This is a genomic window from Anaerolineales bacterium (assembly GCA_019637755.1).
Classification (GTDB): Bacteria; Chloroflexota; Anaerolineae; order Anaerolineales; family UBA11579; genus JAMCZK01.
This window is the reverse complement of sequence record JAHBVC010000002.1, coordinates 256,563-282,087: the sequence shown is the minus strand read 5'-3', so window position 1 is coordinate 282,087 and position 25,525 is coordinate 256,563. Positions and strand designations below refer to the sequence as shown.

The following is a 25,525-nucleotide window of genomic DNA, read 5'->3' as shown; positions in this document are numbered from 1 at the left end:
AGAGGATGCGTTTCTTTTCCACTAGTTTTTTCCGCGGTCTGATCGCCCAGATTGTTGGCACTGCCGTCGGCATGGGCTTCGTGATGGCGCTGCGCGTCATCTTCGGCCTGCCGCTCTCCAGCCCGGTCGAGGCCGATGACGCCCACATCCGCGAGATCATCGTGGTTGGCGGTGTCATCGTCGGCGCCATCAGCTTCCTGGTCGGCGCGGGGGTCTTCGGTGACTGGTTCAAGTGGGCGCGCGGCGAGGAAACCTCAGACGACCACACGCCTGACCCCAACAAGCCGCACTGGATGCGTTTCTTCAGTGTCGACTTTGACCACAAGGTCATCGGCGTGCAGTACGGCGTCACCTCCTTGCTGCTGCTGCTCTTCGGCGGTACCTTCGCCATGCTCTTCCGCATTGAGCTGGCCAGCTCAGGCATCACCTTCCTCAACAGTGAGATCTTCAAGGTGTTGCTGGGCTACGATGGCCCGCACCTCTACAACACGCTGATGTCGTTGCACGGCATCGTGATGATCGCCGGCATTCTGCTGGGCATCGGCGCCATGTCCAACTACCTGGTGCCCATGCTCATCGGCGCCAACGACATGGCCTTCCCGCGCCTCAACGCGTTTGCCTTCTGGGTCAACGTGCCCGGCGCCATCATCCTGCTCAGCAGCTTGTTCCTGGGCGGCTTCGATACCGGTTGGGTAGGCTACCCGCCGCTCAGCCTGCGTGCCCCGCTGGGCATGCAGATGTTCCTCATCGGTGTCTATCTCGTCGGCCTCTCGTCCATTTCCGGCTCGATCAACGTCATCGTTTCCACGCTGACCATGCGCGCCAAGGGCATGAGCCTGCTCAAGATGCCGGTCTTCTGCTGGTCGGCGCTGGCCACCGCGGTGATCCAGTTCACCGCCACCCAGTTGATCGGTCTTTCCTTCCAGCTCATCATGCTGGAGCGCTTGCTGGGCATGCCCTTCTTTGACTCGCTCAAGGGCGGTGACCCGGTGCTCTACCAGCACTTGTTCTGGTTCTACTCGCACCCCGCCGTATACGTCTTCATTCTGCCTGGCCTGGGGCTGATCAGTGAGCTGCTGCCGGTCTTCGTGCGCAAGCCGCTCTATGGGTACCGTTGGGTGGCGTTCTCCTCCTTCGGTATCGCCGGCGTGAGCTTCTTTGTGTGGGCGCACCACATGTTCGTCTCCGGCATGAGCCCCTTCCTGCGCATTCCTTTCATGTATTCCACCCTGCTGGTGGCAGTGCCCACGGGCGTCAAGTTCTTTAGTTGGGCGGCTACCCTGTGGCAAGGCAAGGCCGATCTCAAAGCGCCGATGCTGTTTACCCTGGGCGCCATCCTCATCTTCTTGTTGGGTGGCGTTACCGGGCCCCCGCTGGCCACCATCGCTACGGACCTGCATGTGCATGACACCTGGTTCGTTGTCGGCCACTTCCATGACACCATGTTCGGTGGTTTCATCTTCCCCTTCGTGGCGGCCATCTACTACTGGTTCCCGAAGATGACCGGGCGGATGTACAACGAGAAGCAGGGCGTGCTCTCCTTCTGGCTGATGTTCATCGGCTTTATGCTGATGAGCAACCTGCAGTTGGTGCTCGGCTTGCTGGGCATGCGCCGCCGTGTGGCCGATTACGATGCCGCCCTGGGCTTTGACAGCATGCAACTGCTGCTCACCATCGGTGGTTTCATGGTCTTCGCCGGCATGCTGGTGGTGGCTTTCAACATCATCCGCAACTGGACCAAGGGCGAGAAGACCCCGGGCAACGTCTGGAATTCGCGCTCGCCCGAATGGCAGCGCCCCAATCCCATGCCGCTGCACAACTATGAGAGCCCCATCGAAGTGGTGGGTGAGCCGTATGACTACGGCCTGCCCAATTCGCGCTACGTGAATGTCAATCCGGCGGGCGAAGCCCCCGCCGCGCACTAAGGGTCGAGGAGTACTGGAATGGCCGAAATCAACGAAAGCCGCCGTGCGGCACTAACCCGAGGGCTGTGGGTCGCCATGATGTTGGCGGTGCTCACCTTCGGTGAGTACCTCGTCGGCGTGATCGCGCCACCCTGGGGCAAGCTGCTCCTGGTGGTGGCCGCCTTCAAAGCCTTCTTTGTAATCACGGAGTACATGCATGTTGGGCGCCTGTTCTCCTCCGGTGAGGAGCACTAAATGTCCGTTGTAGAAAGTTACGCCACCAAACTGGCGCGCAATCGCCTGGGCCTGTGGCTCTTCCTGATCTCAGACTCGTTCGTCTTCGTGGGCCTGTTCGTCGCCCGCATGGTGCTGCTGGGTGACCATCGCCCGCATCTGGAGCAGGGGCTCGGCCTGGCCGTCACCATCCTGCTGCTGGTCAGCAGCTTCCTGATGAACCGTGCCGAAGTGGAAATGGCCCACGGCAACCGCCCGGCCTTCCTGCGCAACACCTTCATCACCATGCTGCTCGGCATCATCTTCCTCATCGGCGTGGTGGGCGTTGAATGGCAGTTGGCGCCCTTCGGCCCCTCAGACGGGCAAGCCGGCGCGGTCTTCTACTCGATGACCGGCTTCCATGCCTTCCACGTCTTCACCGGCGTCGTCTTCCTGTTCATCGTGTGGAACAACGGCCGCCGCGGCCACTACAGCGCTGAGAAGCACTGGGCGGTGGAAGCCTGCGCCATCTACTGGCACTTCATCGATGTGGTGTGGATGTTCTTCTACGTGGGCTTGTACCTGCTCGGGACGCCAATCTAAGCCTCTACACATATCCATCGGGTATAACAAAAAGCGGGCCGGTGCTGGCCCTGCACCAGCCGCTTCACGGTTGGTGTAGGCCAACGATCGCCCGCTTTTGTTTTGCAAAGACACCGAAATGAAAAATACACGCACGCTCTTGTATGTTGCCATCGCTGTTGTAGTGCTTGCTCTCCTGGGCTCCTCCGCCTATACGATCTGGCAAGACCAGCAAGCCTTCCGCGGTTCTGAGATCACACCCTCTACCGTCGCCGCACCGATCCAGTTGCAGCGCCTGGATGGCACCCCCTTTGATCTCAGCCAGCAGGCTGGCCGCGTGGTGGTGCTGTACTTTGGCTACACCCACTGCCCGGATTACTGCCCGGGCACCCTGGCCAAGTTCCAGCAGATCTACACCCGCCTCGGCGAGCAAGCCAGCCAGGTGGATTTTGTTTTCATCACCGCCGATCCTGACCGTGATACCCCCAGCGTAGCCGATGAGTACGCGCGCTACTTCAACCCCGCCTTCATCGGCCTCTCCGGTGACATCGAAACCCTCGATCCCATCTGGCGCAACTACTACGTGGGCCGCCAGATCGTGCCTATGCCACAAAGCGCCCTGGAATATGCCGTCAATCACTCCACGCGGGCCTACGTGGTGGATACGCAGGGCAACCTGCGCCTTACCTTTCCCTTCGAGATGCAGGTCAGCGACATGACCCATGACCTGCAACTATTGCTGGCGGAATAAATGAAAGTTGACATGGATACCCAAAACGCCACGCGCTACCTCAACCGCTTCCTGCTGGTGGTGGCGCTCTCGGTGCTGGTGGCCTGGCTGATCAGCGAATTTGGCCTGCTGCTACAGCAGGATCAGAACACCGCCCGCCCGCCGCAGCAGATCGAGCTGATCATTCCCGCCGGCACCGCCGAGAAGGTGGCCGCCGGCGAACCCGCCCCCGGCATCCCAGATGAGATGACCTTCGTCATCGGCGATGTGCTCGTGGTGCGCAACGAAGACACGCAGACCCATACGCTCGGCCCGCTGCTGGTGCCGGCCGGCGCCAGCGCCAGCCTGCCCCTGAACGAAGAAGATAACTTCTCGATGACCTGCAGCTTCAACGCTTCCAGCTATATGGGCCTCACTGTGCGCCCGCCCACCACACTGCGCACCCGCATCGTCGGCATCACCTTTGCCGCCGTACCCACCGCCGCCATGCTGTTCGTCTACAGCTTGCTGGTCTTCCCGCTCAAGCCCAAGGCCGTCTGACCCATGTTCGCTCGCCTGCTTAGCCGGCGCTGGCTGTTCACCACCTTGCTGGTGCTGGTGGCTGCCGCCGTGATGGTGCGCCTGGGAATTTGGCAACTTGATCGCCTGGAATGGCGCCGCGCCTTCAATGCCCGCGTGATGGAGCAAGCCGCCGAGCCGCCTCAGCCGCTCGGCCCCGAAGCGTTGGATTTGGATTTATACTCGATGGAGTACCGCCAGGTAGAAGTCACCGGCGAGTACTTGCCGCAAGATGCGATTGTGCTGCGCAATGAGGTCTGGCTGACCCTGGATCAGGGCAGCCTGCTGGGCTACAAGCTGCTCATGCCACTGCGCATCGCCGGCAGCGATACGGCCATTTTGGTGGATCGTGGTTGGATCCCGATGGATGCGCCGTTGGAGCTGGCGCAGTATGCCAGCCCCGCGCCGGTAACGGTGAGCGGCCAGTTGCGCCGTGCCGAAACGGATGTGAGCCTGGCCTTCAATGCCGATCCCACTCTGCAGCCCGGCCAGGCCCGGCTGGACGTGTGGAACCGGCTGGATCTGGACCGGGTGGCGGCGCAGATGAGCACCCCCTTGCTCACCAACGCCTATCTGCAGGTAGTACCGCACGCTGTGCAGGCCCAGCCGCCCTTCGCCAACCCGCCAGAGCTGGATCTGAGCGAAGGCTCGCACTTTGGCTATGCAGTGCAATGGTTTACTTTTGCCACTATTTTGTTGGTGGGCTACCCCTACTATGCCCGCCGCCAGGATTTGAGAAACGAGAAATGAGCCCAACCAAGCAGAAAGCTGTCAAAAAATCGTCCCGCCGCAAAACCAGTGCGCCCATTGCCATTGGTAATTTTCGCTATCTGGTGCTGGCCGCCACCATCGCTACCTTCTTGCTGATCGTGATCGGCGGCATCGTGCGCGTCACCGGCTCCGGCCTGGGCTGCCCCGATTGGCCCACCTGCTTCGGGCGCATTTTGCCCCCGCCGCAGATCGAAGCGCAGATCGAGTTCAGCCACCGTTTTTGGGCCTCGGCGGTCACCTCGCCGCTCATTCTGCTCTCCGCCTTCTTTGCCTGGCGGCGCTTCCGCTCCGTGCGCCTGATCTGGTTGCCCCTGTTCTGGTCGCTGCCGATCCTGGCCATCCAGGCCGCCCTCGGCGCGGTAGTGGTGCTGCAGGAGTTGCCACCCTACATCGTGGCGGTGCATCTCGGCACGGCTTTTTTGCTGCTGGCCCTGCTGATCCTGGCGACGGTCACGGCTTTCCGCTTACATTTGAAATCGGCCTCGGCTGAACGGCTGGTCTTCCAAAGCCGCTTTGCGCGCCTGGCGCTGGGCGGGCTGATCGGCCTGTTCATCGTGCTGGTCAGTGGCGCCTTCACCGCCGCGGGCGGCGCTACCTATGCCTGCTCTGGCTGGCCGCTGTGCAACGGGGAGCTAATCCCTAGCCATGCCCTTGGCTGGCTGCACATGTTCCACCGCAGCATGGTAGCCCTGCTCACCGTGCACATGCTGCTGCTGCTGCGCGCCGCCTGGCGCAGCCAGCGCAGCCAGCGTGGCATCCTCTCCGCCGCTACGCTTACCGTGGTGCTCTACTTTGCCCAAATTCTGGTGGGCGCCCTCAAGGTCAGCTTCCAGTTCCCCATCTATCTGCTGGGGTTGCATGTAGCCACTGCCGCGGCGGTATGGGCGCTGATGGTCGTGCTCGTTGTATTGGTGGGGCTGGCGGGGCGCACCACCAAGGACGAGCAGCGCGAAGCTGCCCAACCCACCAACCCCAAACAACGCCTGGTGGATTTCTTCCTGCTCACCAAGCCGGTGATCGTGGCCCTGCTGTTGGTGACCACCTATGCTGGCATGGTGGTGGCCGGCAAAGCGCTGCCCTCGCTCTCGCTCACTTTCTGGACGATGCTGGGCGGGGCGCTGGCTGCGGGCGGCAGTGGCGCCATCAACCAATATCTTGATCGTGAGATTGACCAGCATATGACCCGCACCGCCCGCCGCCCGATCGCGGCCGGTCGCCTGACCCCCGCCGAAGGCTATGCCTTTGGCCTGGGCGCACTGGTGATTTCGTTCTACATCATGGCCGGCTTCGTCAACCTGCTGGCCGCCTTGCTCTCGCTGGCCGGCATGATCTATTACATCGTGCTCTACAGTATGTGGCTCAAGCACGTCACCGTGCAGAATATCGTCATCGGCGGCGGCGCGGGCGCCATCCCGCCCCTGGTGGGCTGGGCGGCGGTCAGCGGCAACCTCAGCGTGCCGGCCCTGTTCATGTTTGCCATCGTGTTCATGTGGACCCCGCCGCATTTCTGGGCGCTGGCGCTGGTCAAGCAAAATGACTACGCGCGTGCCGGCGTGCCCATGCTGCCGGTGGTGCGCGGCGCCAAGAACACCCGCTGGCAGATCTGGCTATATACGTTGGAGCTGGTGGCGCTGACCCTGCTGATGCCCGTGCTGGGCATGGCTGGCGGCGTGTACGCCGTGTGCGCCGCGCTGCTGGGCGCCTGGCTGATCTACTGGGCCTGGAAGGTGTGGAAAGTAGGCAGCAACAAGATCGCCTGGAGCATGTATCGCTATTCGAGCATGTACCTGGCCTTCCTGTTTGTGGCCCTGGTGGTGGATGCGCTGCTGTAGCCGCGTGCCCTGAGATATGCAACAAAAAAGACCCCGCCAGCGGCGGGGTCTTTGTTTACCGGGTGTTGGCTATTCTTCCGCCTGCACCGTGACTTGCACGGTGATGGCGTCGGCGTGCTCGAACTGCAGCGTCAGGTCAAAGGTATCGCCGGCCTTGAGCTCCTGCGTGAGGTTGATCAGCATCACATGGTAGCCGCCGGGCTGGAAGGGCACCATCTCGCCCGCGGGCAGCTCGATGCGTTCCACCATCATCATGCTGCCCACATCGCTCATGTCGTGCCCGCTCATGTCCATGCTGGCGTCGCCGCTCATGTCGTGCTCGCCCATCTCCATGCCGGCCATGCTGCTCATGTGCACTTCCACCGTTTCGGCGATGGTTGTGCTGGCCGCGATCAGCGCATCGTCCGTCTCGCTGCCATTGTGCAGGGTAAAGTATGCCGCGCCGGTCATCCCGGCCAGGGTGGGGCGGCTGTAGGCGCCATCCACCATCATGCCGTGGTTGGCGCTGGGGCTGGCGCAGGCGCTCAACAGCGCCGCCAGCAGCAGGGCGGGAACAAGCAAACGAATTTTCAAGACGCTTCCTCTCTCTGGTGAAGGATCAAAACCTGATTATAGGCCGGAGCGGCGGGCGGCTGTCAAAGGCACTTTGTCCCGTACTCCGCGGGACAAATGTCCTGCGGGCGCTCAGCGCACCAGCACGCGCGTGCCCTGGCCCAGGCTCTGCACCTGGCCAAACTCGCTTTCCGGCATCAGCCAGCGGTATAGCCATTTGGCCTCGGCCGGCTTCATGTTCACGCAGCCGTGGCTCATCTCATTGCCGTAGTTATCGTGCCAGTAGGTGCCGTGGAAGGCTACGCCCCATTCATGGAAGAACGACACCCAGGGCACGCCGGGCAGCTCATACGCTTCCACATCGGCGTTGGTGGTGCCATCGCCCATGTGGCGCACCGGCATCTTCGAGAAGACGCTAAAGCTGCCCTTGGGGGTGGCGGTGGGGATGCCGTTGGTGCTCACCAGATAGGGGATGCCGGTGGACACCTTGGTATCCAGCAGCAGCTCGCCTTCCTCGTAGGCCCACATGCGTTGCTCGGGAATGCTCACCTCGACCCATTTCTGGTGCAGCGGGATGTGGGGGTTGACCGGGGTCAGCTCGCTGGCGGGTACTTTGCGCATATGCTCGGCCAGCACGTGATAGGTGATCTTAAGCAGCTCGTCGGTGATCTCGTACCACAGCGCGCCATCCGGCCCGATGGTGATGGCGGTGACCCAGTGGGTCGAGAGGTAATACAAGCGGTAGAAGGTCTCCCAGCCGCGCGCCCGGGTATGGCGATACGACTGGGTGAGCGGCACGGTCACTTCGTATAGCTCGCCCTGGGGGCTCACCGAAAGCGCCACCGGGTTGAGTTGTGTTTGCACCGGCTGCAGGTAGGCGGTGTGCGCGTAGCCTTCGTCCATCTTGTACCAGCGCGGATTGAAATCCGGCCCCAGCTCTGATTCGAATTCTTCGAAGGCGTAGAGCAGTTGATCGCGGCTACGCGTGGCGACCACCATGCTTTCGTAGGAAGGCTCGCTGTACAGGCGCAGCTCCTTGACCGCCACGCGCACCAAGGCGTGCGCCGCGGCGGGCGCGGGCTGCAGCAGTGTGCGCAGCCCACTGGGCTGCAACGCCAGGCCGCCCAGCGCCAGCCCGCTGAGCTGTAGGAATTCTTTACGCGAAAGCGCCGAAGTCATGCACCCATTCTAACCAAACTCTATGGGCTTGGCATGAGAGCCTGGCGCAAGTGCCGGGCGTGGCCGGGCGCAGCTGCGCGGCGAGGGGGCTATAATGCCGCCGATGCCCATCGCCGTGGATTTGCAAAGCTTTATCCGCGCCGCTACGTATATCTGCCTGTTCTTTGGCGTATATGCCTTCTTCAGTGGCCGCAACCTGTTGCGCACGGCACGCGAGGTGCCTTTCTACCGCGTGCGCCAGCAGCGCACCCTGGGCGGCTGGCGCAGCCTGTTCCTGGGCGTGCTGCTGTGCGCTGCGGCACTCTGGCTGGGCTTCTTCGGCGAGCGCAGCGCCTATGCGATCTTCCCGGTCACGCCCACGCCGAGCCTCAGCCCCACGCCTTCGCTCAGCCCTTCGCCTACTCTGACGCCCTCGCTGACCCTGACGCCGAGCCTGACCCCAACGCTGCAGTTCACCCTCACGCCCTCGATCACGCCGGTGCCCGTGCTGCCCGCCGAGATCGCGGCCGAGTTCACCTCACAGGTCACCCCCAGCGGCGCGGCGGTGTTCAGCCCGTTTGTGTTCGCCCGCGGCGTGAACCTGGGCAACTACCAGCCGATTGGCGCCGATATCGTTTTTGAAAATCCGGTGACCGGCATCTATGCCCTGTTTACCTACGACCAAATGCAGCCGGAAGTGCAATGGACCGCGCTGTGGTATCGCGATGGGGTGCTGGTGCACTACGAGACCAAACCCTGGGATGGCGGCACCGGCGGGGCCGGTTTTACGGAGTGGCTGGCCCCCGCCGAGGAGTGGCTGCCTGGGCGCTACCAGGTGGAGATGTTCGTGGGCAACGAAGTTAAGCTGATTGGCAACTTTGACGTTACCGGCAACCCGGCCACCAGCACCTTCACGCCCTCGCCGACCGCCACGCGCACGCCGACGCCGCTGCCCAGCGATACGCCGACGCTAACTCCCAGCCCCACGCGCACACCGACTCCTTCGCCATCCGCCACGCACACGCGCCAACCGACGGCAACCGCTAAATAGCCAATTGATTAATTGATTAATCAATTAATCGATTGGCTAGATCTCTACTGAATTCCCTGCACTCAATTCTTTGGCTATCTCCGCCGCGATACGCGCGTTGTTCTTGAGCAGCGCCAAATTCGCTTGCAGGCTGCGCCCGTTGCTGAGCTCCGCTACGCGCGCCAGCAGAAAGGGGGATACACGCTGGCCGCGGATGTCTTGTGCGTCGGCTTCGGCCTGCGCCTGCACGATCCACGCTTCCACTTCTTCGCGCTCGATGGCCGTCTCTGCGGGAGGGGGCGCCGCCAGCAGCACGCCGCCGCCGCCCAGTTGCCAATGCGTGCGCGCCAGCAGCGCCGCTTCAGCCGCGCTGTCCACACGGTTGCTGGTGCTCAGCCCGCTGTCAACTGAATAAAAGGCCGGATAGTTGTCGCTGCCGTAGCCCACCACCGGCACGCCCAGCGTCTCGAACTGCTCCAGCGTGGCGGGCAAATCAAGGATGGCCTTGGCCCCGGCGCACACCAGCACCAGTGGCTGGCGCGCCAGCTCGGGCAGGTCAGCTGAGATGTCCCATTGGCTGCCGCGATGTACGCCACCGATGCCGCCGGTGGCGAAGACGCGAATGCGCGCGCTGGCGGCGATGCGCAGCGTGGCCGCCACCGTGGTGCCGCCGCTGGCCTTCTGGGCCACCGCCGCCGCCAGGTCACGGCTGCTCAGCTTGCGCACATCCGGATTATTGGCCAGCGCCTCCAGCTGGGCGGGCTCCAGCCCCACGCACAGCTCGCCATCAATTACGGCAATGGTGGCCGGGGTGGCGCCGCCCTCGCGCACAATCGTTTCCAGCGCGTGGGCCAGCTCCAGGTTCTGCGGGCGTGGCAGCCCGTGCGTGATCACAGTCGATTCCAAGGCCACCACGGGCTTGCCGTGCAGGATGGCTTTGCTGACCTCAGGGGATAGTTTGAACATACCGGGTAGTTTCATGGTGTTCTGATTTTAAGCGCAATTCGACAAAGAGGTAATAGGCAAGAAGACTTTCTTGCTTTCACAAAATAAAGTCAAGCAGGATCGCAGGGAAATCCTTCGTGAATGCAAAGATACACGAACGTTTGTGGAGGGAGCTGCGCTGCGAAGCAGCGCAGGGGAACAACTCAAGCGAAAGCGTAGTTCCCCCAGTGGGGTCATAGCTCACTACTCAACATAGGCATAAAAAAATCAGGGATAAAAAAACTCACCACACCAGATACTTCTTTGCCCTTCCTCTCTATCTGGATAGACTTAACAAGAGATTGCAGGTTGGATCTGGGCACGGGCTCGTGCTGTAGCGAGGCCTTCAGCTGCCTTAGCCCCGCGTCAATCTCGGCCTTGCTGTAGGGGGCGCTTGGGCGCACCATACGTAACGCAGAGATTTGCAACTCGCGGTCCTGCACGGCGGCTTCGAGCGACCGCAGCCTGCTAAGTAACGTCTCGTTGTGCCCCGCCTCTTCGATTGCGCGGATGATGTGCTCCATGCGCTTGAGGCTTGCCAGGTTCTCTTCCTCAAGTGCAGCAATCTGGGTCTGGGTTGTCTCCCTTTCCAGTTTGCGTTGAACGGCGGCATCAAGCAGTGCGTTGCGTAGCTGGTCAGATGCCGAGTACTGCAATAGCAGTTCCGAGATGTTTTGTTCTAGCGGCGCCTGAGGGACAAAGCCAGAGTCGCAGGGGCGCTCAATGTGCTTTTTTCCATCGCACACATAATATCTGTACCCTTTTTTCTGACTGCCTTTGATCAACTTGCCGTGCATCATCGCTCCGCATTTGCTACAAACTAATAGCCCCGAAAGCAAGAACCGTGAACCTGTTCTTCTTGGATGGTTGGGGTTTGGATCTTCATCGGTGTGGCTCATGTGGATGAAACGATGCATTCGGCTGTTGCGCTTGTTTAGTTCTTGGACTGCGGCCCAAGTAAGGCCGTCAATAATAGGTTCGCAGTAGTCGGGGATCACTACGACATTGCTTGTATGCTTAAAGTAGCGAAGCTCACCGATATAAAGTGAGTTTTTGAACATATGGCGATAAGAAGATTGGTGGCTATAAAAAGGTTTGCCAAACCGATCTCGCAGCGCCGCATGTATGGCGCGTAAGCTCGTGCCACTAGCGCGCAGTTTCCAGGCATAGCGCACCACCTCCAATTGGTCTTGATCGGGTATTAACCGGCGCACATTGTGGGGTTTGCCATTGCGCCGCGTGCCAATTGTTTCCTCAACAACGCGGAAGCCAGGGGGAATGTTCGAAATAGTCACGCCCCCATTTGCTTGTACCATGTGGCGGAGACCGCGCTGTACATCCTTCACCATATCTTCGCGGAAGCGCTGGTTCATCCAGTCAATCGCGGCCTCAAACATACGGCCGTCGGGGCCATCGGGCACATGATCGTTCATGGATTTCACCAGGTAGCCGCGACGACGCAGGTCAGCTTTATAAAATTGTGCGTCGTCAAAGTCGCGCGCAAACCGGTTGTACTTCCACAGGATTACTCCGTGATCGCGGCACTCCTGGGAGCTGAAGTGCTTCATCAGCGCGTGAAAGCCTGCCCGGCCAACGGTGGATTTGCCGGAGGTGGCCTCATCCTTATACACACTAGTGAGCCGGTGGCCATGTTCCTGGCACCAGGCGCGGATTGCATCCTCTTGCTGTGCAAGCGAGAGATCCTGATCCGTACCGCCGCTGTCGCGCAGGTAGGCGACCAGGCGGAGGTTTTCGGTTGATGCTGGCATTTCAGGATCCCAGGGAGGCTAGCTCAATGGCGATTTGGTCGAGCAAGGTTCTCATTTCGCCCAGGACGCCAACCGCGGCTTCCATGTGAGGCGAAACGACCCCAGCATTTAGCCCTGATAGGCCCTCCTCGAAGTGGAAGGCCAGGCGGATGTTCGCGTCGCGAAAATCGCTGAGGTGCTGGTGTAGCCTCTCGAGTGCCGGCGAAGGTGGTGGCACACTGGCCATTTCGGTGGCCTTGGTCTCCATGGTGTTGAGCACTAGCAACGTTGTGGCCTGCCAGGTCGGCTCAGCCCATCTGCCGGATTCGTGGCTGGCCGTGGCGAGTTGATCGTTAAATTCGCTGAAGGCGTCTTTGTATTCCTCGTAGACTGGATCCAGTGTGTCGAGATATGCCGTTTGCGCAGCGGCCAAATTGGGAGTGGGAGAGGGCTGCGTTGTTGGGGTTTCGGCCGGCGCTTGCCCTGTACACCCGGTAAGCAGCATGGTTGAGACGACAATGATGACCAACAGGGCCACAAAGATACGAGAGTTCTTTCTGAGCATAGTTTTCCTCCGCTGGTAGGCCTCAAGAGTGGAGAGCAGCTCGGCCCGATCGCTGACGTTTGCCTCGTTCCAGATATCCGCCCATCTTTGCATAGCAACAGAGTAGAACTCGCGTTCTACTCTGTCAAGAGTTTGTCAAGGTGTTCGTTTTCTCTTTTCTTTCAGGCGCGCCAACTCAATCTCGGCGCGTTCCAGTAGCTCAGCCCGCTCCTTGTCTGTAGCCTTTTCAAATATGTGTAGCCAGCGTAATTCGGCATCGGTCGGCTCTGCTCGTGTAGGCAGCAACCCCGCCTTGCGATAGACCAGGTCGAGTGGTAGGTCAAGGCCGCGTGCCAGGGCATGGAGTACGGCCGTGCCAGGCTGGCGCACCCTGTTTAGCACGTTGCTGATCGTAGCGCGTCTAAGACCAGAGGCCCGCGCAAGATCGGACTGGCTCCAATCGCGCTTCTGCATTTCCGCCGAAAGCCACTCAGAAAACGACATTTTGTCCATTTTGGAATACAAGCCTATTTTCAGCGGCAACGCGTATTCTTTGGGTTTCACAGTGTATTCATCTATTGACATATCTATACCTTCTGATATAGTTTCTTTGCATTCTTTTGAATACAAAGGGCATTCTTGTTATGACAAACCAAGAGCAGGCAAAAGCCGCATTGCGCAACTGGGCCGACATGGCTGGCATTACGCCAACTGCTTTCGCTGAGGCCACGGGCTACAAGTATCAGCACGCCTGGGGTCTGCTGCGCGGCAGCCGCCGGGTCACGGACCACACAGTAGGCCGCATCTTCGCCGTCTATGGCGCAGCAGCAGCGGATCCAATATCGCACGCTTTGCAAGGCGAGGGTGGTAGCGAGCCTGCTCATCAGCAAAAAGCCTAGCATGCCAATCTCAATTCTTGGAATTACTGGAGGATGAAATGACGAATTTACGGGCAAAACATGCCACACCACTTGCGGAGCTTGTGACGCAACGTCTACAGCAGCGTCAGCAACAAGTGGAGCGGGAAGAAGCCCAGGCTCTAGAAGTCATGGTGCGCCAATGGTTTGCGGAGGTCCTGAGTATTGATTTGCCGGAGCTCGCTGTCGTGCGCCCGATGGGTGAGCCTGTTGGCCGCCGGTGTCGTGTGGCAGTGTCGCTCTTGCGGGGCGCCCGAACCGTCGGGACCATCGCTAGTGAGCATCACTACGAGTTCACCGAGCTCAGTGGCTCAGGGGTCTGCCGCGTAGTCCCGTACCACCATAGCGCGTGGAGGGCGTGGCGCGAGGGTGCCTCAACCTATGCGGTCTTCGAAGATTTTGTTGACGCGGCCATCTACCTGCAGGGGGGCAAATGAGCTGGCAACTCCCCTTCGCTACCTGGCTGGCCGAGCGAGAGGATAGCAGCCCGCGCACGATCGCTTCCTACCAGGGCGCCCTCGGCATCTTTGCGGCATGGTTCGAGCAGGCCTACGGCCGGTCCTTCGATCCGGCCCAGCTCACTACCCGCGATGTGCGCGCCTATCGCCATGAGCTGCAGCAGATCCGCGGCCTCTCGGCCAGCACGGTCAATGTGGCCCTGGCGGCCCTGCGCGCCGTGGCGCGCTGGGCTATCGCCAGCGGTGCGCTCGCCAGCAACCCGGCCGCGGCGATCGCCTTCGTGGAATTGCAGCCGGCCCAGCCGCGCTGGATGAGCCGCGGCGAGCTGAGCCGCTTGCTGGCCGAGTTCGAGCGCAAGATTAACGATGCCCGCGCCCGTGGCGCCACCGTGCGCGCCGAACAAGCCGTGCGTGACCTCGCCGCCGTCTCCTTGATGGGCGGCGCCGGGCTGCGCATCGCCGAGGTGTGTTCGCTGGACCTCGCTGATATCGAGCTCCATCCGCGCTCTGGCCGCGTCACGGTTCGCCAGGGCAAGGGCCGCGTGCAGCGCACCGTTCCCCTGGGCCTGCAAGTGCGCGAGGCGCTGACTGATTGGCTGAGCCTGCGCGGCCAGCAGCCCGGCCCGCTCTTCGCCGGCCAGCGCGGCAACCGTCTCGGCGTCCGCCAACTTGAGCGTTCGTTTGCCGAGGCCGCCCGCCGCGGCAGCCTGATCGGCTTCACCCCACATTCGTTGCGCCACACCTTCGTCAAGACGGTCACCACACACAGCGGCTTGGCCACCGCGCAGCAACTGGCAGGCCATCGTCGCATCCAGACCACGGCGCGCTATGCCGCCCCCGGCGAGCACGAGCTGGCCGAAGCGGTGGAAGGAGTGTTGCTGTGAGACTGCTTCCGGATCCATCCATTTTCGATGAGCCACGCGAGCCGGCGCCGGAGGGCGCCGACGGGCCAACCCGCATAGCACTGACCGCCCGGCGCGAGGCCGACGACACGCCGCGCTGTGAGTGGTGCGGCCGCATGCTGGCTGTCACCACTCGCCGCGCCTGGTGCCCGGTGTGCGAGGTGCAATCGTGAAGCTGCGGTTTGACCTGCAGGTGATGCTTGTGCCATTGCCGGAGGAGCAGTTGCCAGCGTGGGAGCTGGCCATCCAAACCTTAGGTGCCCGTCTGGCTGACATCATCGAGGAGCAGCGCAAGCAGCAGGAGGTAGCCGATGGCCAGGTTGAGCCAGCGCAACACGTCTCGGCGTGACCGTGTGGAGGAGGTGTCCTTCGCGCTGGGCTCGCTGCGCTCGCACCTGGACGTGGTGGAGCTGCGCCTGCGCCAGATCACCGGCCGCGTGCCGGGCATCGCCAGCCTGGCGCAGCCCGCTCTTGACTCCGTGGCCAGCATGCGCCTGGCACTGAGCCGGGCCCGGCGTGCGCTGACCTTGCTAGCCCAGGACGTGGACAAGGCTTTGCCATCGCTCGACTGATCTCCAGCTTGGAGTTGTGCCCAGGCCAGGTTGGAGTTCAGTCGAGCGGCATGACAATGCCGCCGGAGGAAGCAATATGCAGAACGTCTTCACTTTTGTATCGGATGAGGTAGTTCGTGAGCAGACGGTTGATGGCCGCTTGCTCGCCTACCGCGCGGTTTTGGATGGTGGCGAGCAGCCGCGCTTCAGCCGGCGCCAGTTCGCACTTGCCAAGGAGGCTGCCAGCTATCAGCAACAGGCCATTGAGCGCTGGCTCAGCCTGGCCATCGCTGGCGAGCGCAGCACGATTGCCGCTCCACGCACTCGCTAAAAACAAGCCCGAAATCGAGGTCAGAACCATGTCAGAAAACACGCCACACGGCAAACCTATATCACCAGTCACGGCCTATAAAAATCTCGTCCCCCAGGCGCCAAGTGCGTTGCGAGATTTGATTGCCGCCCTGGGCTATCCGATCGAGCCAAAAGCGGACGGCGGCTATGCCGTTTCCGTAGAAACGCTCACCACGGTGGCTGCTGAGCTCTCGGAGCTGGTGGATGTGTCACCGCCCTGGGGCTGGCGCTACATGCACGGCGTCATCAACGGTAAGACGAAAGCATCCGCAAAGCTGGCCCAAGCCATCTTTGCCTGGGGCGCGGTGGTGGATGGCTCCCCCGCCCTGTTGGCCAACACGCAGGACGTAGTGGTGCGCGCCCATCCGGGCCAGCTACACCCTGGGTCGGTGGTGCTGGCCAGCAGCCGGCGCTGCCCGGCCTGCCGCGTGGCCTTTGTGCCCACGGTGCCGTGGCAGCGCTATTGCCGGCCGCAATGCCGCATGGCAGGAGGCAGCGATGGCGCAGCTGATGCCTAATGGATTTGAGCAGTACGAGATCCGCTTCTCTCGTCAGTTGGAGCTCATCTACAAGCAAACCACCATCGAGTTCAAGAGTGGGCGCCGCTTTGGCGGGCCGGTCAGGTTGGGCGGGGATTGGACCATGGGGCTGCTAGCTATGTGCCTGTTCCAGGTGGATCTGGACCGGCACGCGGTCATCACCTTCGACTATACCTGCACCCCTCCCGCGCTGGTATTTGACGTGGCCGCTCTTGAGGAAGTCTTGCGCGGCCTCTCGGATCTGCAGCCGGCCACGCGCGCTGTGATGTATGCCGAGCTCGAGGCCCAGGTTTACCTGGCGCGCCTGCTCGAAAAATACCCGCTGTTCGCAGACAAGGGCTAACCAGTGGCGAGCGCGCACACCTTCGCCTCTCGGGGTATCCCCCGCCGGCGCCTTCTGGGTAGGAAGTCAGTAGCAGAGGAATTCCCAATGTTCCCACATTCCCCCTGCGCCTCTGCGCGTGGGGAAAAACGCGCCTGGGCGGGTTTTGCGCCATGCGCAGGCCGCGGCTTTTGCGTCGCACAAATGCTTTTGGGCGACATATTTCCGTCTCTCTCCCCCGTACGGGCTGGCCTGGCTGGCTCCGCAACCCAAGGAAATTAGGTCGCACAAATGGCAGTCGATATCCAAGAGATCAAAGCGGCGAACCGCCTCGAAGACCTGGTGCGCCTGGCGGGCCACGAGCTGCACGGTAGCGGGCGCTACCTCAAGGGGCGCGAGCATGACAGCTTTGTCGTAGACACTCACAACCAGAGCTGGCATGACAACGGCAGCCGCTTGGGCTGGCGCACCACCCAGGGCGACATCGTGGATTGGGTGATGGAATGGAAGCGCCTTGGGTTCCGGGATGCGATCGAGTACCTGGCTCGGCATGCTGGCCTGCCTGAGCCTGTATGGCGTGAGGACGATCCGGCGGCAGGCATCGCCGCCCGGATCCAAGAGACGGCGCTGACCGTGGCAGCACGCGTGTTCGTGCACCGCCTGTGGCGCAACGACGCCGCGCAGGCGTATGCCCGCAGCCGCGGCTGGGACGATGAGACCATCCGGGCGGCGGGGCTGGGCTACACCGGCAGCGGTACGGCGGAGGAGCTGGCTGAGCTGCGTCAGGCCTTCGCCAACAACCAGCTGGACCCTGAGGATCCGGCGGCGGTGGCCGTGCTCGGCTACCAGGGCAACCTGGCAAGCTGGGCCGGCAAGCACAAGATCGAGGAGCTGCCGGCCAACTGGCGAGAGCAGGGCCGAGTGCCCGGCCTCCCGCCGGGGATGCTGGTCTACCCGCACGTGGAAGGCGGCCGCGTGCGCTACCTCAGCCTGCGCTCCATCCGCGAGAAGCGCCACCACAATCTCTCGCAGCTCCTGGTGGGCACCAAGCGGCCGTACTACAACCATGCCTGGTCACCACGTGAGCGCGAGGTGGTGATCGTCGAGGGCCAGGCCGACGCGCTCAGCCTGGCGCAATGGGGCATCCCTGCGGTGGCGTTGGCAGGGGCCAGCGCCGCCGACAAGCTGCTCGGTGCACTGAGCGCCTACATACACAGCGGCACGGTGTACCTGGGGCTGGATATGGACCAGCCCGGCGAGACGGCGGCGGGCAAGCTGATGCAGGTGCTTGGCCCGTTGGCGCGGTTGGCGCAGTGGCCCGCCGGCGATGCCAACGAGTGGCTGCAGGCAATGGCCAGTAATCAGGTTGCGGTTAACGAGCAAGCTGAACATGCGCGGGCCGTGCTGCGCGAAGCGCCTACGGTGGTGGAGAAATTGGCAGAAATCGCCGGAGGCAAGCAAGGCGCCGAGCGAGACGAAGCACTTAAGCAAGTAATGGGCACGGTGGCCAAGCTGGGTGCGCAAGACCTGGCGCTCTACCGCAAAAATTTGGCCAAAAAGCTGCGCCTCGATTTGCGGGAATTCAACCTGTTGCTGGATGAGACCAAGAAGGTGATCGAGACCGAGGGACACGGCGAAGATGAGCGTTACCAGGAGGTGGTGGGCGGTCACTTTGGCGGCTGGCTGCTGGAGTTGGTGTATGACCCTGCCAAAAAGAAGACGCTACTGGCGTACCGTGACCCGGAGGGGGCGATTGGCAAGGCACCGTTCGTCGAGATCGAGGGCATCACGTATGCTCCGAGACCCCCGGACGATTTGATCCTGCAAGAGGTAGTAGTGCTGCCCTCAGGTCTTGGCCAAGGACTTAGTGAGAGTGAATTGGTGCGCAAAATCGTCGATCTGCTGCACCGCTACTACCTGATCGACCCTTTTTATGAGCAATTAATCGCCTATTACGTGCTGTTCACCTACCACTCCGATAGCTTCCGCAACCTCGTGTACCTGCGCGCTCTCGGCGAATGGGGGTCGGGCAAATCGCAGTTGATGATGATCGTTGGGTACCTCTCGCACAGGCTGATCAAGCTCACGGGGGCTGCCAGCGAAGCTTCGATTTTTCGCACATTGCACCTGTACAAGGGATCCTTGTGGATTGACGAGGCCGATAAGGTCAGCTCCGATACGGATGACCCATTCACAAAGATCCTCAACACAGGCAATCAGAAGGGGCTGCCTGTCGTACGCATGCGCGATTCTGGGTCTGGCAAGTATGAGCCGGAGGCCTTTGACGTATTTGGCCCCAAGCTGCTAACCACGCGCCGGCGCTTTGATGACGAGGCCTTAGAAAGCCGCTGCCTGACGATCGAGACCGTCAAGCATTCAATGGGTGAGCTGCTAGCTCGGGGTATTACTGGTGATCTGAACCAGGCATTTTTCGAGGAGGCTGCTGGACTGCGCAACGAGCTGCTCCTGTGGCGCCTGCGCACCTGGCAGCCCCAACGAGAGATTGAGCGTGACCTGGTGGATGTGCAGGTACAGGCGCGACTAAACCAAGTCATGAACCCCATCAAGCAGATCGTCTCGGATCCAAAGGTGCGGGATGACATCACTGCTCTCACCCGCGGCTACCAACAGCGCATGGTGACCGAGAAGAGCATGACGCTGGAGAGCAAGGTACTGCAGGCGCTGATCCAGATCAAGAATGGCCCACCGGTCACCAAGGATAAGGACGGCAAAGCGCTCACTGCCCCGTACTGGGATTACTCGATGGGCAATGTGGCCAAGGTGGCCAATGCAATCATCGACGCGGAGAACTCTGACGGGGAGACGGAGCAGGGTGAGAGCGACACTGCGACCGGCGGCAAGAAGCTGCAACCACGCGGCGTGGGCGCCATCATCAAAGACCGACTGATCCTGAGCACAGAACGCGCCACCAGTGGCCCGTTGAAGCGCAAGTACGTGGTGGTTTGGAACGAAGAGCGCATCCGCGGCCTGTGCAGCGAGTACGGCGTGGAGTACGAGCATGACTAGGCCGGTGAATGTGGTGAACATGGAGAACGTTGCCAGGTGTGCTGCTGCTGCCTTTTTAGGGGGGTGCGGGGGGATAGGCACCGCATTTACCCGTACGGCGGTGAATGTAGTGAACGTGGGGAATGTTGCGGGGGCGCTGTGGCATGGGCGCGATTTGTTTTTTGAGCACGTTTTGGCTGGCCAGCAAGCCTTTTTGGAGCTGGGCGATGGCCTGATTTCGGGTGAACAAGGGGTATTTCTCTCTTTCTCTTTCGCGAAAGACGCGAAGTTTTGCGATGGGCGCCGAGCTGCTGCTGCTTCGGGGGAACGTCGCGCCCGCGATGTTCCCCGCGATGTTCACCGCCTACGGGGCGGCCGGGTGAACGTGGCCGAGCGGCTGCTGGCGGCTGATGTTTGCGCGACGCATGAGCCTATGAGTCTTTTAGAGAAGTTGGCTAGCCACGAGGGGATTGCCCTGGCGCAAAACAAAGTAGGTGCGCCTGAGGCTGGCCGCGAAGTTCACATGTTCTCCGCGGGCGCTTGCTTCGCGGCAATTAGCACAAACAAAACGGGAGTGTGAAATGGCAGAGTTGGTGAGTGTTGAGCGAGTTGAAACGGGTGAAGTAGGTTTTTGCAGCCGCTGTGGTGACACGGTGCGTGTGGTAGTGCCGCCAGCCGATCGGCAGAGCGTGCGCCTGCTGCAAGCGGAGCGCAGATTGCAAGCCTTGCGTGGCGTGCCGCCGGCACCGACGGCCGCCTTGCGGTTGGCGCGGGCCAACCAGGCGCAGCTGAAGGCGGGGATCCAGGCGGGAGCACTGATCACGGAGCGCATCTTGCTGGGCAAGTGCACGCGCTCTGATCTGTTCCTGGTGCGGCAGGCGCTGCGGGATGGCGCGGCGGCGATCGCGCTGGCCGAGGCGGCGCTGAGCGAAATACTGCACGAGCCGGTGGATCTGTTGCGCGAGGCTACCGAGGACCGTGAGAGTTGGGTGGCGGAGGGTCAGCATGGCCGTTGATCGGGGGACTTATCTGGATTTGTTGGGTGATGCCTACGTTTCGCCTCCGGAGCTGAAGGCGATGCTCCTCGTGGGTGGTGTGGTGTCTTACCGTGGCAAGCCAATCAGCGAGCTGAGTGACGATGAGTTATTGCGGCTAGCAGGTGACGATGAGTTATTGCGGCTAGCAGGCATGGAACCGCGGGCGGCGGTGAAAGCAAACCGCTGCGCCTACTGCTCGCGCAAGCATGCAGCCGCGGCGGAGATGTGCGTCAGCTGCGGAGCGCCGCTGTGAGCGCTCGGGTGGAAGTGAGGCCGCTGATGGACGGCGAGCGAATCTCCGAAGTGGCCGCCTGGGAGTTGATGCTGGAGGCCACGTGGGATCTTGAAGAAGAGATCTACGGCGAGGTCTGCTCGCCACGGCCCGGTGCGGGTGTATTCCGTCTTGAGTATGTGGCCAGCGCGGCGCTCGCTGGCGTGGTGTGCGGCCAGGGCGAGCACATTGTGCAGAACAAGGTGTATCCGGGCGGCGTGTGCAACTTGCGCATCGTGCGGCTTGGCCACCCGGTGGCCGCGGAGCGCTACCTGGAGCAGCTGCCTGCCGTGACTGAGTTGCAGGCCTGGCAGTGGATCGATCGCCGCAATGGGCAAGAGATGCACACCCTGCTGCTGCTGTGGAGGCTGTGATGGAGATTGACATGACCTATGACCCGCGGCTGGATAGCCACCCGGCGCTGCGTTCCTGCATGACCTATTGGATCGGCAACACGTGGGGCTGCTACCTGGTGCGCTTGTTTGCGGCGGCGGCTGGCCAGACGGTGGTGGTGCTGACCGAGCTGCCAGAGAACACCGGCGCCAGCGTGACGAATGTGATCGAGCAGCTGATGCACGAGCTGAGCATGGTGTTGAGCCTGCCTGCGGATGTTGTGTGGGTGGAGCACTACACCGACCGGCGCCAGGGCGGCGATGACGCCAGCCTGGCGGAGAGCTTTGCGCTGGTGGAGCTGGTGAACGGTGAGCCGGCGTGGACGCAAATGGACCGTGAAGACCTGTTTTGGATGTTGGAGGGCAAATGAGCCAAGAGAAGCGGCGGTGGAAGTGTGAGTGCGGCTGCGTGCTGGGCGTGGTGGCGCAGACGCCGGCCAAGGTGCGCCGTTTGCGCATTCTGCGCCTGGCGCTGCCCGGCGATGTGAGCGACGCGGTGCTGCAGGATGCCGAGGATGATGCCCTAGTAGAGGCGATGGGCGTGGCCCAAGTGCGCTGCAGCCACTGCGACCGCAAGCGTAGCTGGCATGCGGCGGCGGATGGTATGCGCGAGTTGATGGCCAAGCGCGGGGCGCAGAGATAGGCCCCGATGTCTAGCAAGCGAAGGCTGCGCCGGCGCTCTTGTGACAGGAAGGTCCGCTATTCCTCGCAGGGTGCTGCGCAACAGGCAAAGGTAGGGATTCGAATGCGAACGGGTAGAGCGCATTTGAATGCTTACAAATGCAAGTTTTGTGGCGGCTGGCACATTGGCCATATGCCAAAACAGTTAGTCAAAAAATACGGAGGTTTGGGATGAGTAATGAAGCACAGGTAGAGAAAATCCGCGGCAAGCACCTAGCGCTGCAAAATGACCGCCAGGAAGCAATGGCGCGGCCGGGCAAGTCTGAAAAGGCGGTTGTGATCGCACAGGCGACACTGGATTACTACAAGGGGATTGAGCGTCTGCTGGAAGATGCGTTGGAGCTGGCTAGTATGAACCATCCGCCAATGATTGAGATCAATGCGGCGGCAATCGGCGAGGCCATGACTGCGGCGGCAGTAGATGCGATTGCCCAGGTGGTAGGCATTCGGGTGCCCGTGCAGCCGCCTGCGGAAGAGCTGCTTTCCCCGGATATGACCGTGGGCGAGGCGGTCAGTGCGTTCTCGCGGGCCGCGGAGGAATCGGTGCGAGAATGGCCCGGCTCCTGGGTGCCGGTGGATGAGGCTGCACGGCGCGAGGGTATTGAGATTGGGCCAGTAATGAGCGCAGTGTATGCCGGCAAGATCGTCAAGCGAGGGCGCGGCAAGACGCTTGAGCTGAAGATTAAGTCATTCGAAGCGTGGGTGCGCGGCTACAAAGAGCGCGCCGGCAAATAGCAACAGAAAACTACCTTCAATTTTGGAGACCAAAATGAGCGAGCAAATTTTGAATGTGCCTTTGGAGCAGATCCACCCCAACCCGTACCAGATGCGCAAGGTTGAGGATGCGGAGACCGTGGCGGAGATCGCTGCCAGCATCCGCAAGAGCGGCCTGCTGGAGAAGCCCAGCGCCCGCCAGGTAGACGGCGGCTACGAGCTGGTGTTTGGCCACACGCGTTTGGCGGCCTTCCGGCTGCTGGCAGCCAGCGGCGAGCCGGATGCTGGGCAGTACGCCAGCATGCCGCTGACGATTGTGGGCGGCCTGGATGAGCGCCAGATGTTTGAGCTGGGTGTGGCGGAGAACGTCAAGCGCAAGAACCTGAATGCGATTGAGCTGGCCGAGGCGTTGAAGACCTACATGGAGCAGTTCGAGGCGACCAGCAAGGAGGCCGGCGAGCTGTTCGGCTACAACGAATCGACAGTGCGCGGCAAGGTGCGCCTGTTGGAGCTGCCGGAGGCTATGAAGGCCAAGCTGGTAGACGGCGAGCTGAGCGAGGTGGATGCGCGCACGCTGTTGCAGGTGCAGCGCGTGGCGCCCGGTTTGAGGGAGGACCTTGATAAGGTGATAGAGGAGGCCGCAGAATGGCACGACAACGATCTATCAAGCGCTGCACGGTCTATATTAGAAGATGAGGAGGGTGTGGTTAATTTTGATTTTCCACGTGATTGGAGCATCGATACCAAGCCGGAGAACTTCCCGGCTCTGCCCGAAGTAGCTGCCGACCAGCTACATGCGGAGCACCTGAATGCCCCGCCGGCCTGCTCAGCCTGCCCTTTCCATGCTGAGCTGGATGGTGAACACTTCTGTGGCATTGCCGCCTGCCATGCCCGTAAGCAGACGGCCTGGCAACAGAGCATGTTGGAGTGGGCGGTTCAAAGCACCGGCTTAGCAGCTCACAACGCCGCAACAGATGGCAAAGTGGTTGAGCTAGTGTCCAGTTGGAGTTGGTCAGGTGTCGAAAAGGCCAAAAAGAACAAACTCATGCGCTTGCGGGTGGCGGGTGACGAAAGGATACGCGATTACGCTGGCCTGCCTGGCGGGGTTGTGCCAGTGGTTTTGGTAAAGGCCAAGGCGAGCGATGACAAGAAAAAGGGGCCGTCTGAGCAGCAGATGCGCGAGGCAAGGCTAGAGCGGGATCTCCTGGAGAAGCGTAAGGATGCCATCGCCGACTACGTTCTGCGCCATGCAGATGTTTTTGCTAAGCAGATTGGTATCGCGCTCCCTGGTTTACTGCTGAAATTGCACAGGGAATTCGGAGCTGTTGAGGCTTGGACGGGCGTGGCAGCATTCGACGGGAGCGCAAGCAAGAAGGATGTGGCGTTGCTTCAGCGCGAAGTGGCCTTGAGTATGGTGTTCTCTCCGCGCTACAAGCTATACCATAGCTTTGGGGCTACTGATGCCGCTGGTTTTGCCCAAAACGGCGTGTCGCTGGTGAAGCTGGCCAAGTACCTGGACGCCGAAGCCAAGGCCTGGGGCTTCAAGCTGCCGGCGGCGGTCATGGCGGATGCCGAGCGTACGCAGAAGGCGCTCGTTTCTGCAGAAACGGCCGCCCGGGCGGCGCTGAAGAAGGCGGCCAGCTCGGCGAAGCCGAGCACGAAGCCTGCCGCAGCGAAGCAAGCCGGGCCTGCGAAGGCCCCCGGCAGACCTGCCGCCAAGAAGGCGGCGGCCGGCGGCAAGGCCAAGGGAGGCAAGAAGTGAGCCTGTTTGATGAGCGCATTGTCTGCGTGTCTGCAGATCTGGTGGCCAGGACTGTAGAGTGTCTGGGTTGGGGGCGGGGAGACGGCCTGTTGCTAGAGAAGCTGGATAAGCTGGCTTCTAGGGCAAACCCCGGAAGCGAGTTCGCCTTTTTTTGGGAAAGCGAGGTTCAAGGGCTTGTCGATTATTTGTTGGTTCTTGCGCTATCGTTCGAGGCTCTCTTCATGCCAAGTCTGCCTGATGTGCTGGGGGAATGGCAGGTTGTTCGGGCCAGTTTCGGGCAGCAAGAGGTGGCGGCTGAGAGCCGGGAGCCAGAAGTGCTCGAAGAGCCTGCTCTGTCCCTGACGGATGAGGAAAGAGGCCTCCTCGAGCTTGAGGAAATAAACTTCGCGCACCAATTACGGGAAGGCGCGCCAGAGACGCTGACACAGGGCAATGTGATGCGGCTGCTGCGCGCCCTCGCCGCCGCCCGCTTCGAGAAGCAACAGATGCGCGGCGCGCTGACGGCCATCGCAGGCTCAATCTACCCAGCTGGCAACGGCACTCCGTTGGTCGGCCTGATTTTTGAAGTTACCAAGCATGCGTTGGGCGATGAAAAGCTGGAGGACGGCGAAGAGTATGAAAACTGCACAAAATATCTTGTGGCTATCGGCTCCACCTACCCCGCAGAGTTGAAAGCCCAGTCCAAAGGCGGTAAATAATGGCTAGCTCTGAGTACGTCACGCCGGCATGGGTGGCCTGGTTCCCGCCCATCCTGTACGGGCTACTAGTGGTCTCGCTGGTGCTGATTGGCCGGGATGAGGGCGGTGAGTGATGGGTCTAAGCCGTAGACTGTTCGCTCTGCCCTCGAAGACGCAACGAAGCAAGCCTATCACTCTGGCTTCGAGAGAGGGCGAGAGATTGGCCGTGTCAAGGGGCTGAAAGAGGCTGAGCAAGTGGTAGTTGATGCGTGTGAGCCTTGTGGTGGCGAAGGTGTGGTTGGGATGGACAGCGCTGAGATAGTGCCTACATTCGAACCT

Annotated in this window: 33 protein-coding genes; 27 read left to right on the top strand and 6 right to left on the bottom strand. The window is 61.5% G+C overall.

The features are described 5' to 3' along the window. The first annotated feature begins 5 nt into the window (after positions 1–5). The 7 genes from KF821_09240 to KF821_09210 all read left to right on the top strand — a co-directional run bounded on the left by KF821_09240 (position 6) and on the right by KF821_09210 (position 6,590). A complete protein-coding gene (locus KF821_09240; GenBank protein ID MBX3005992.1) occupies positions 6–1,925 on the top strand; it encodes a cbb3-type cytochrome c oxidase subunit I in 1,920 nt (639 codons plus the stop codon). A gap of 18 nt (positions 1,926–1,943) precedes the next feature. After that, positions 1,944–2,159, top strand: coding sequence for a hypothetical protein (locus KF821_09235; protein MBX3005991.1), 216 nt, complete (start codon positions 1,944–1,946; stop codon positions 2,157–2,159). Then, positions 2,160–2,720 carry a heme-copper oxidase subunit III gene (locus tag KF821_09230; GenBank protein ID MBX3005990.1) on the top strand — a complete coding sequence of 187 codons (561 nt, stop codon included), beginning with the start codon at positions 2,160–2,162 and terminating at the stop codon, positions 2,718–2,720. Between the two features lie 118 nt (positions 2,721–2,838). Beyond that, positions 2,839–3,450 carry an SCO family protein gene (locus tag KF821_09225; GenBank protein ID MBX3005989.1) on the top strand — a complete coding sequence of 204 codons (612 nt, stop codon included), beginning with the start codon at positions 2,839–2,841 and terminating at the stop codon, positions 3,448–3,450. Further along, on the top strand, positions 3,451–3,969 hold the full coding sequence (locus tag KF821_09220) for a hypothetical protein (GenBank protein MBX3005988.1): 519 nt from the start codon (positions 3,451–3,453) through the stop codon (positions 3,967–3,969). A gap of 3 nt (positions 3,970–3,972) precedes the next feature. Next, the gene (locus KF821_09215) at positions 3,973–4,737 is read left to right on the top strand and encodes an SURF1 family protein (protein MBX3005987.1); all 765 of its coding nucleotides are present in this window, start codon (positions 3,973–3,975) and stop codon (positions 4,735–4,737) included. After that, the gene (locus KF821_09210; GenBank protein ID MBX3005986.1) at positions 4,734–6,590 is read left to right on the top strand and encodes a heme o synthase; all 1,857 of its coding nucleotides are present in this window, start codon (positions 4,734–4,736) and stop codon (positions 6,588–6,590) included. The genes KF821_09215 and KF821_09210 overlap by 4 nt, the downstream gene beginning before the upstream one ends. A 69-nt stretch (positions 6,591–6,659) precedes the next feature. Here the strand turns inward: KF821_09210 and KF821_09205 are convergent, their stop codons facing one another. Both KF821_09205 and KF821_09200 read right to left on the bottom strand, forming a co-directional pair. Next, entirely contained in the window at positions 6,660–7,163 is a 504-nt protein-coding gene (locus KF821_09205) for a copper chaperone PCu(A)C (GenBank protein ID MBX3005985.1), read from the bottom strand. A gap of 111 nt (positions 7,164–7,274) precedes the next feature. After that, entirely contained in the window at positions 7,275–8,321 is a 1,047-nt protein-coding gene (locus tag KF821_09200) for a L,D-transpeptidase (GenBank protein ID MBX3005984.1), read from the bottom strand. 103 nt (positions 8,322–8,424) lie between these two features. Between KF821_09200 and KF821_09195 the strand changes: the two genes are divergently transcribed. Further along, positions 8,425–9,351 (top strand): hypothetical protein, encoded by a 927-nt coding sequence (locus KF821_09195; protein MBX3005983.1) that lies wholly within the window; start codon positions 8,425–8,427, stop codon positions 9,349–9,351. Positions 9,352–9,387: 36 nt separating this feature from the next. Here KF821_09195 and KF821_09190 read toward each other — a convergent pair whose 3' ends face one another. The 4 genes from KF821_09190 to KF821_09175 form a co-directional block, all read right to left on the bottom strand. After that, the gene (locus KF821_09190) at positions 9,388–10,296 is read right to left on the bottom strand and encodes a pseudouridine-5'-phosphate glycosidase (GenBank protein ID MBX3005982.1); all 909 of its coding nucleotides are present in this window, start codon (positions 10,294–10,296) and stop codon (positions 9,388–9,390) included. A gap of 212 nt (positions 10,297–10,508) precedes the next feature. Next, positions 10,509–12,083 carry a recombinase family protein gene (locus tag KF821_09185; GenBank protein MBX3005981.1) on the bottom strand — a complete coding sequence of 525 codons (1,575 nt, stop codon included), beginning with the start codon at positions 12,081–12,083 and terminating at the stop codon, positions 10,509–10,511. 1 nt (position 12,084) lies between these two features. Continuing rightward, positions 12,085–12,627, bottom strand: a complete 543-nt coding sequence (locus KF821_09180; protein ID MBX3005980.1) for a hypothetical protein — start codon at positions 12,625–12,627, stop codon at positions 12,085–12,087. Between the two features lie 135 nt (positions 12,628–12,762). After that, positions 12,763–13,191, bottom strand: a complete 429-nt coding sequence (locus tag KF821_09175; protein MBX3005979.1) for a helix-turn-helix transcriptional regulator — start codon at positions 13,189–13,191, stop codon at positions 12,763–12,765. A gap of 59 nt (positions 13,192–13,250) precedes the next feature. On the opposite strand from KF821_09175, the gene KF821_09170 reads away from it, so the two are divergent. From KF821_09170 to KF821_09080, 19 genes are all read left to right on the top strand, one after another. Beyond that, a complete protein-coding gene (locus KF821_09170; protein MBX3005978.1) occupies positions 13,251–13,505 on the top strand; it encodes a hypothetical protein in 255 nt (84 codons plus the stop codon). 17 nt (positions 13,506–13,522) lie between these two features. Further along, entirely contained in the window at positions 13,523–13,960 is a 438-nt protein-coding gene (locus tag KF821_09165; protein ID MBX3005977.1) for a hypothetical protein, read from the top strand. Then, on the top strand, positions 13,957–14,865 hold the full coding sequence (locus KF821_09160; GenBank protein ID MBX3005976.1) for a tyrosine-type recombinase/integrase: 909 nt from the start codon (positions 13,957–13,959) through the stop codon (positions 14,863–14,865). The genes KF821_09165 and KF821_09160 overlap by 4 nt, the downstream gene beginning before the upstream one ends. Then, positions 14,862–15,056 carry a hypothetical protein gene (locus KF821_09155; GenBank protein MBX3005975.1) on the top strand — a complete coding sequence of 65 codons (195 nt, stop codon included), beginning with the start codon at positions 14,862–14,864 and terminating at the stop codon, positions 15,054–15,056. Before KF821_09160 ends, KF821_09155 begins: the two co-directional genes overlap by 4 nt. Then, the gene (locus KF821_09150) at positions 15,053–15,232 is read left to right on the top strand and encodes a hypothetical protein (protein MBX3005974.1); all 180 of its coding nucleotides are present in this window, start codon (positions 15,053–15,055) and stop codon (positions 15,230–15,232) included. Before KF821_09155 ends, KF821_09150 begins: the two co-directional genes overlap by 4 nt. Beyond that, on the top strand, positions 15,195–15,455 hold the full coding sequence (locus tag KF821_09145; protein MBX3005973.1) for a hypothetical protein: 261 nt from the start codon (positions 15,195–15,197) through the stop codon (positions 15,453–15,455). The genes KF821_09150 and KF821_09145 overlap by 38 nt, the downstream gene beginning before the upstream one ends. Positions 15,456–15,531: 76 nt before the next feature. Next, entirely contained in the window at positions 15,532–15,765 is a 234-nt protein-coding gene (locus tag KF821_09140; GenBank protein MBX3005972.1) for a hypothetical protein, read from the top strand. Between the two features lie 109 nt (positions 15,766–15,874). Further along, positions 15,875–16,303 (top strand): hypothetical protein, encoded by a 429-nt coding sequence (locus tag KF821_09135; protein ID MBX3005971.1) that lies wholly within the window; start codon positions 15,875–15,877, stop codon positions 16,301–16,303. Then, positions 16,296–16,667 (top strand): hypothetical protein, encoded by a 372-nt coding sequence (locus KF821_09130; protein MBX3005970.1) that lies wholly within the window; start codon positions 16,296–16,298, stop codon positions 16,665–16,667. Before KF821_09135 ends, KF821_09130 begins: the two co-directional genes overlap by 8 nt. 270 nt (positions 16,668–16,937) lie before the next feature. After that, positions 16,938–19,673, top strand: coding sequence for a toprim domain-containing protein (locus KF821_09125; protein MBX3005969.1), 2,736 nt, complete (start codon positions 16,938–16,940; stop codon positions 19,671–19,673). After that, positions 19,666–20,232: a hypothetical protein gene (locus KF821_09120; protein ID MBX3005968.1), complete on the top strand. Its 567-nt coding sequence runs from the start codon at positions 19,666–19,668 to the stop codon at positions 20,230–20,232. Before KF821_09125 ends, KF821_09120 begins: the two co-directional genes overlap by 8 nt. Position 20,233: 1 nt before the next feature. Further along, positions 20,234–20,668, top strand: a complete 435-nt coding sequence (locus tag KF821_09115) for a hypothetical protein (protein ID MBX3005967.1) — start codon at positions 20,234–20,236, stop codon at positions 20,666–20,668. After that, positions 20,658–20,942 carry a hypothetical protein gene (locus tag KF821_09110; protein ID MBX3005966.1) on the top strand — a complete coding sequence of 95 codons (285 nt, stop codon included), beginning with the start codon at positions 20,658–20,660 and terminating at the stop codon, positions 20,940–20,942. The genes KF821_09115 and KF821_09110 overlap by 11 nt, the downstream gene beginning before the upstream one ends. 26 nt (positions 20,943–20,968) lie before the next feature. Beyond that, positions 20,969–21,334, top strand: coding sequence for a hypothetical protein (locus KF821_09105; GenBank protein ID MBX3005965.1), 366 nt, complete (start codon positions 20,969–20,971; stop codon positions 21,332–21,334). Then, positions 21,334–21,723, top strand: a complete 390-nt coding sequence (locus tag KF821_09100; GenBank protein MBX3005964.1) for a hypothetical protein — start codon at positions 21,334–21,336, stop codon at positions 21,721–21,723. Before KF821_09105 ends, KF821_09100 begins: the two co-directional genes overlap by 1 nt. Then, positions 21,720–21,995: a hypothetical protein gene (locus KF821_09095; protein MBX3005963.1), complete on the top strand. Its 276-nt coding sequence runs from the start codon at positions 21,720–21,722 to the stop codon at positions 21,993–21,995. Before KF821_09100 ends, KF821_09095 begins: the two co-directional genes overlap by 4 nt. 209 nt (positions 21,996–22,204) lie before the next feature. Further along, entirely contained in the window at positions 22,205–22,768 is a 564-nt protein-coding gene (locus KF821_09090) for a hypothetical protein (GenBank protein ID MBX3005962.1), read from the top strand. Positions 22,769–22,802: 34 nt separating this feature from the next. Then, a complete protein-coding gene (locus tag KF821_09085; protein ID MBX3005961.1) occupies positions 22,803–24,509 on the top strand; it encodes a ParB/RepB/Spo0J family partition protein in 1,707 nt (568 codons plus the stop codon). Then, on the top strand, positions 24,506–25,207 hold the full coding sequence (locus KF821_09080) for a hypothetical protein (protein MBX3005960.1): 702 nt from the start codon (positions 24,506–24,508) through the stop codon (positions 25,205–25,207). Before KF821_09085 ends, KF821_09080 begins: the two co-directional genes overlap by 4 nt. Positions 25,208–25,525: the final 318 nt, after the last annotated feature.

Coding starts and splice junctions, on each gene's coding strand:
- KF821_09110 (MBX3005966.1), top strand. CDS start 20,658: ATGGCCGTTGATCGGGGGACTTATCTGGATTTGTTGGGTGATGCCTAC.
- KF821_09225 (MBX3005989.1), top strand. CDS start 2,839: ATGAAAAATACACGCACGCTCTTGTATGTTGCCATCGCTGTTGTAGTG.
- KF821_09240 (MBX3005992.1), top strand. CDS start 6: ATGCGTTTCTTTTCCACTAGTTTTTTCCGCGGTCTGATCGCCCAGATT.
- KF821_09115 (MBX3005967.1), top strand. CDS start 20,234: ATGGCAGAGTTGGTGAGTGTTGAGCGAGTTGAAACGGGTGAAGTAGGT.
- KF821_09130 (MBX3005970.1), top strand. CDS start 16,296: ATGCCTAATGGATTTGAGCAGTACGAGATCCGCTTCTCTCGTCAGTTG.
- KF821_09175 (MBX3005979.1), bottom strand. CDS start 13,191: ATGTCAATAGATGAATACACTGTGAAACCCAAAGAATACGCGTTGCCG.
- KF821_09185 (MBX3005981.1), bottom strand. CDS start 12,083: ATGCCAGCATCAACCGAAAACCTCCGCCTGGTCGCCTACCTGCGCGAC.
- KF821_09145 (MBX3005973.1), top strand. CDS start 15,195: ATGGCCAGGTTGAGCCAGCGCAACACGTCTCGGCGTGACCGTGTGGAG.
- KF821_09105 (MBX3005965.1), top strand. CDS start 20,969: ATGGACGGCGAGCGAATCTCCGAAGTGGCCGCCTGGGAGTTGATGCTG.
- KF821_09195 (MBX3005983.1), top strand. CDS start 8,425: ATGCCCATCGCCGTGGATTTGCAAAGCTTTATCCGCGCCGCTACGTAT.
- KF821_09235 (MBX3005991.1), top strand. CDS start 1,944: ATGGCCGAAATCAACGAAAGCCGCCGTGCGGCACTAACCCGAGGGCTG.
- KF821_09220 (MBX3005988.1), top strand. CDS start 3,451: ATGAAAGTTGACATGGATACCCAAAACGCCACGCGCTACCTCAACCGC.
- KF821_09215 (MBX3005987.1), top strand. CDS start 3,973: ATGTTCGCTCGCCTGCTTAGCCGGCGCTGGCTGTTCACCACCTTGCTG.
- KF821_09170 (MBX3005978.1), top strand. CDS start 13,251: ATGACAAACCAAGAGCAGGCAAAAGCCGCATTGCGCAACTGGGCCGAC.
- KF821_09160 (MBX3005976.1), top strand. CDS start 13,957: ATGAGCTGGCAACTCCCCTTCGCTACCTGGCTGGCCGAGCGAGAGGAT.
- KF821_09180 (MBX3005980.1), bottom strand. CDS start 12,627: ATGCTCAGAAAGAACTCTCGTATCTTTGTGGCCCTGTTGGTCATCATT.
- KF821_09100 (MBX3005964.1), top strand. CDS start 21,334: ATGGAGATTGACATGACCTATGACCCGCGGCTGGATAGCCACCCGGCG.
- KF821_09125 (MBX3005969.1), top strand. CDS start 16,938: ATGGCAGTCGATATCCAAGAGATCAAAGCGGCGAACCGCCTCGAAGAC.
- KF821_09140 (MBX3005972.1), top strand. CDS start 15,532: ATGCAGAACGTCTTCACTTTTGTATCGGATGAGGTAGTTCGTGAGCAG.
- KF821_09090 (MBX3005962.1), top strand. CDS start 22,205: ATGAGTAATGAAGCACAGGTAGAGAAAATCCGCGGCAAGCACCTAGCG.
- KF821_09095 (MBX3005963.1), top strand. CDS start 21,720: ATGAGCCAAGAGAAGCGGCGGTGGAAGTGTGAGTGCGGCTGCGTGCTG.
- KF821_09120 (MBX3005968.1), top strand. CDS start 19,666: ATGACTAGGCCGGTGAATGTGGTGAACATGGAGAACGTTGCCAGGTGT.
- KF821_09230 (MBX3005990.1), top strand. CDS start 2,160: ATGTCCGTTGTAGAAAGTTACGCCACCAAACTGGCGCGCAATCGCCTG.
- KF821_09200 (MBX3005984.1), bottom strand. CDS start 8,321: ATGACTTCGGCGCTTTCGCGTAAAGAATTCCTACAGCTCAGCGGGCTG.
- KF821_09085 (MBX3005961.1), top strand. CDS start 22,803: ATGAGCGAGCAAATTTTGAATGTGCCTTTGGAGCAGATCCACCCCAAC.
- KF821_09190 (MBX3005982.1), bottom strand. CDS start 10,296: ATGTTCAAACTATCCCCTGAGGTCAGCAAAGCCATCCTGCACGGCAAG.
- KF821_09210 (MBX3005986.1), top strand. CDS start 4,734: ATGAGCCCAACCAAGCAGAAAGCTGTCAAAAAATCGTCCCGCCGCAAA.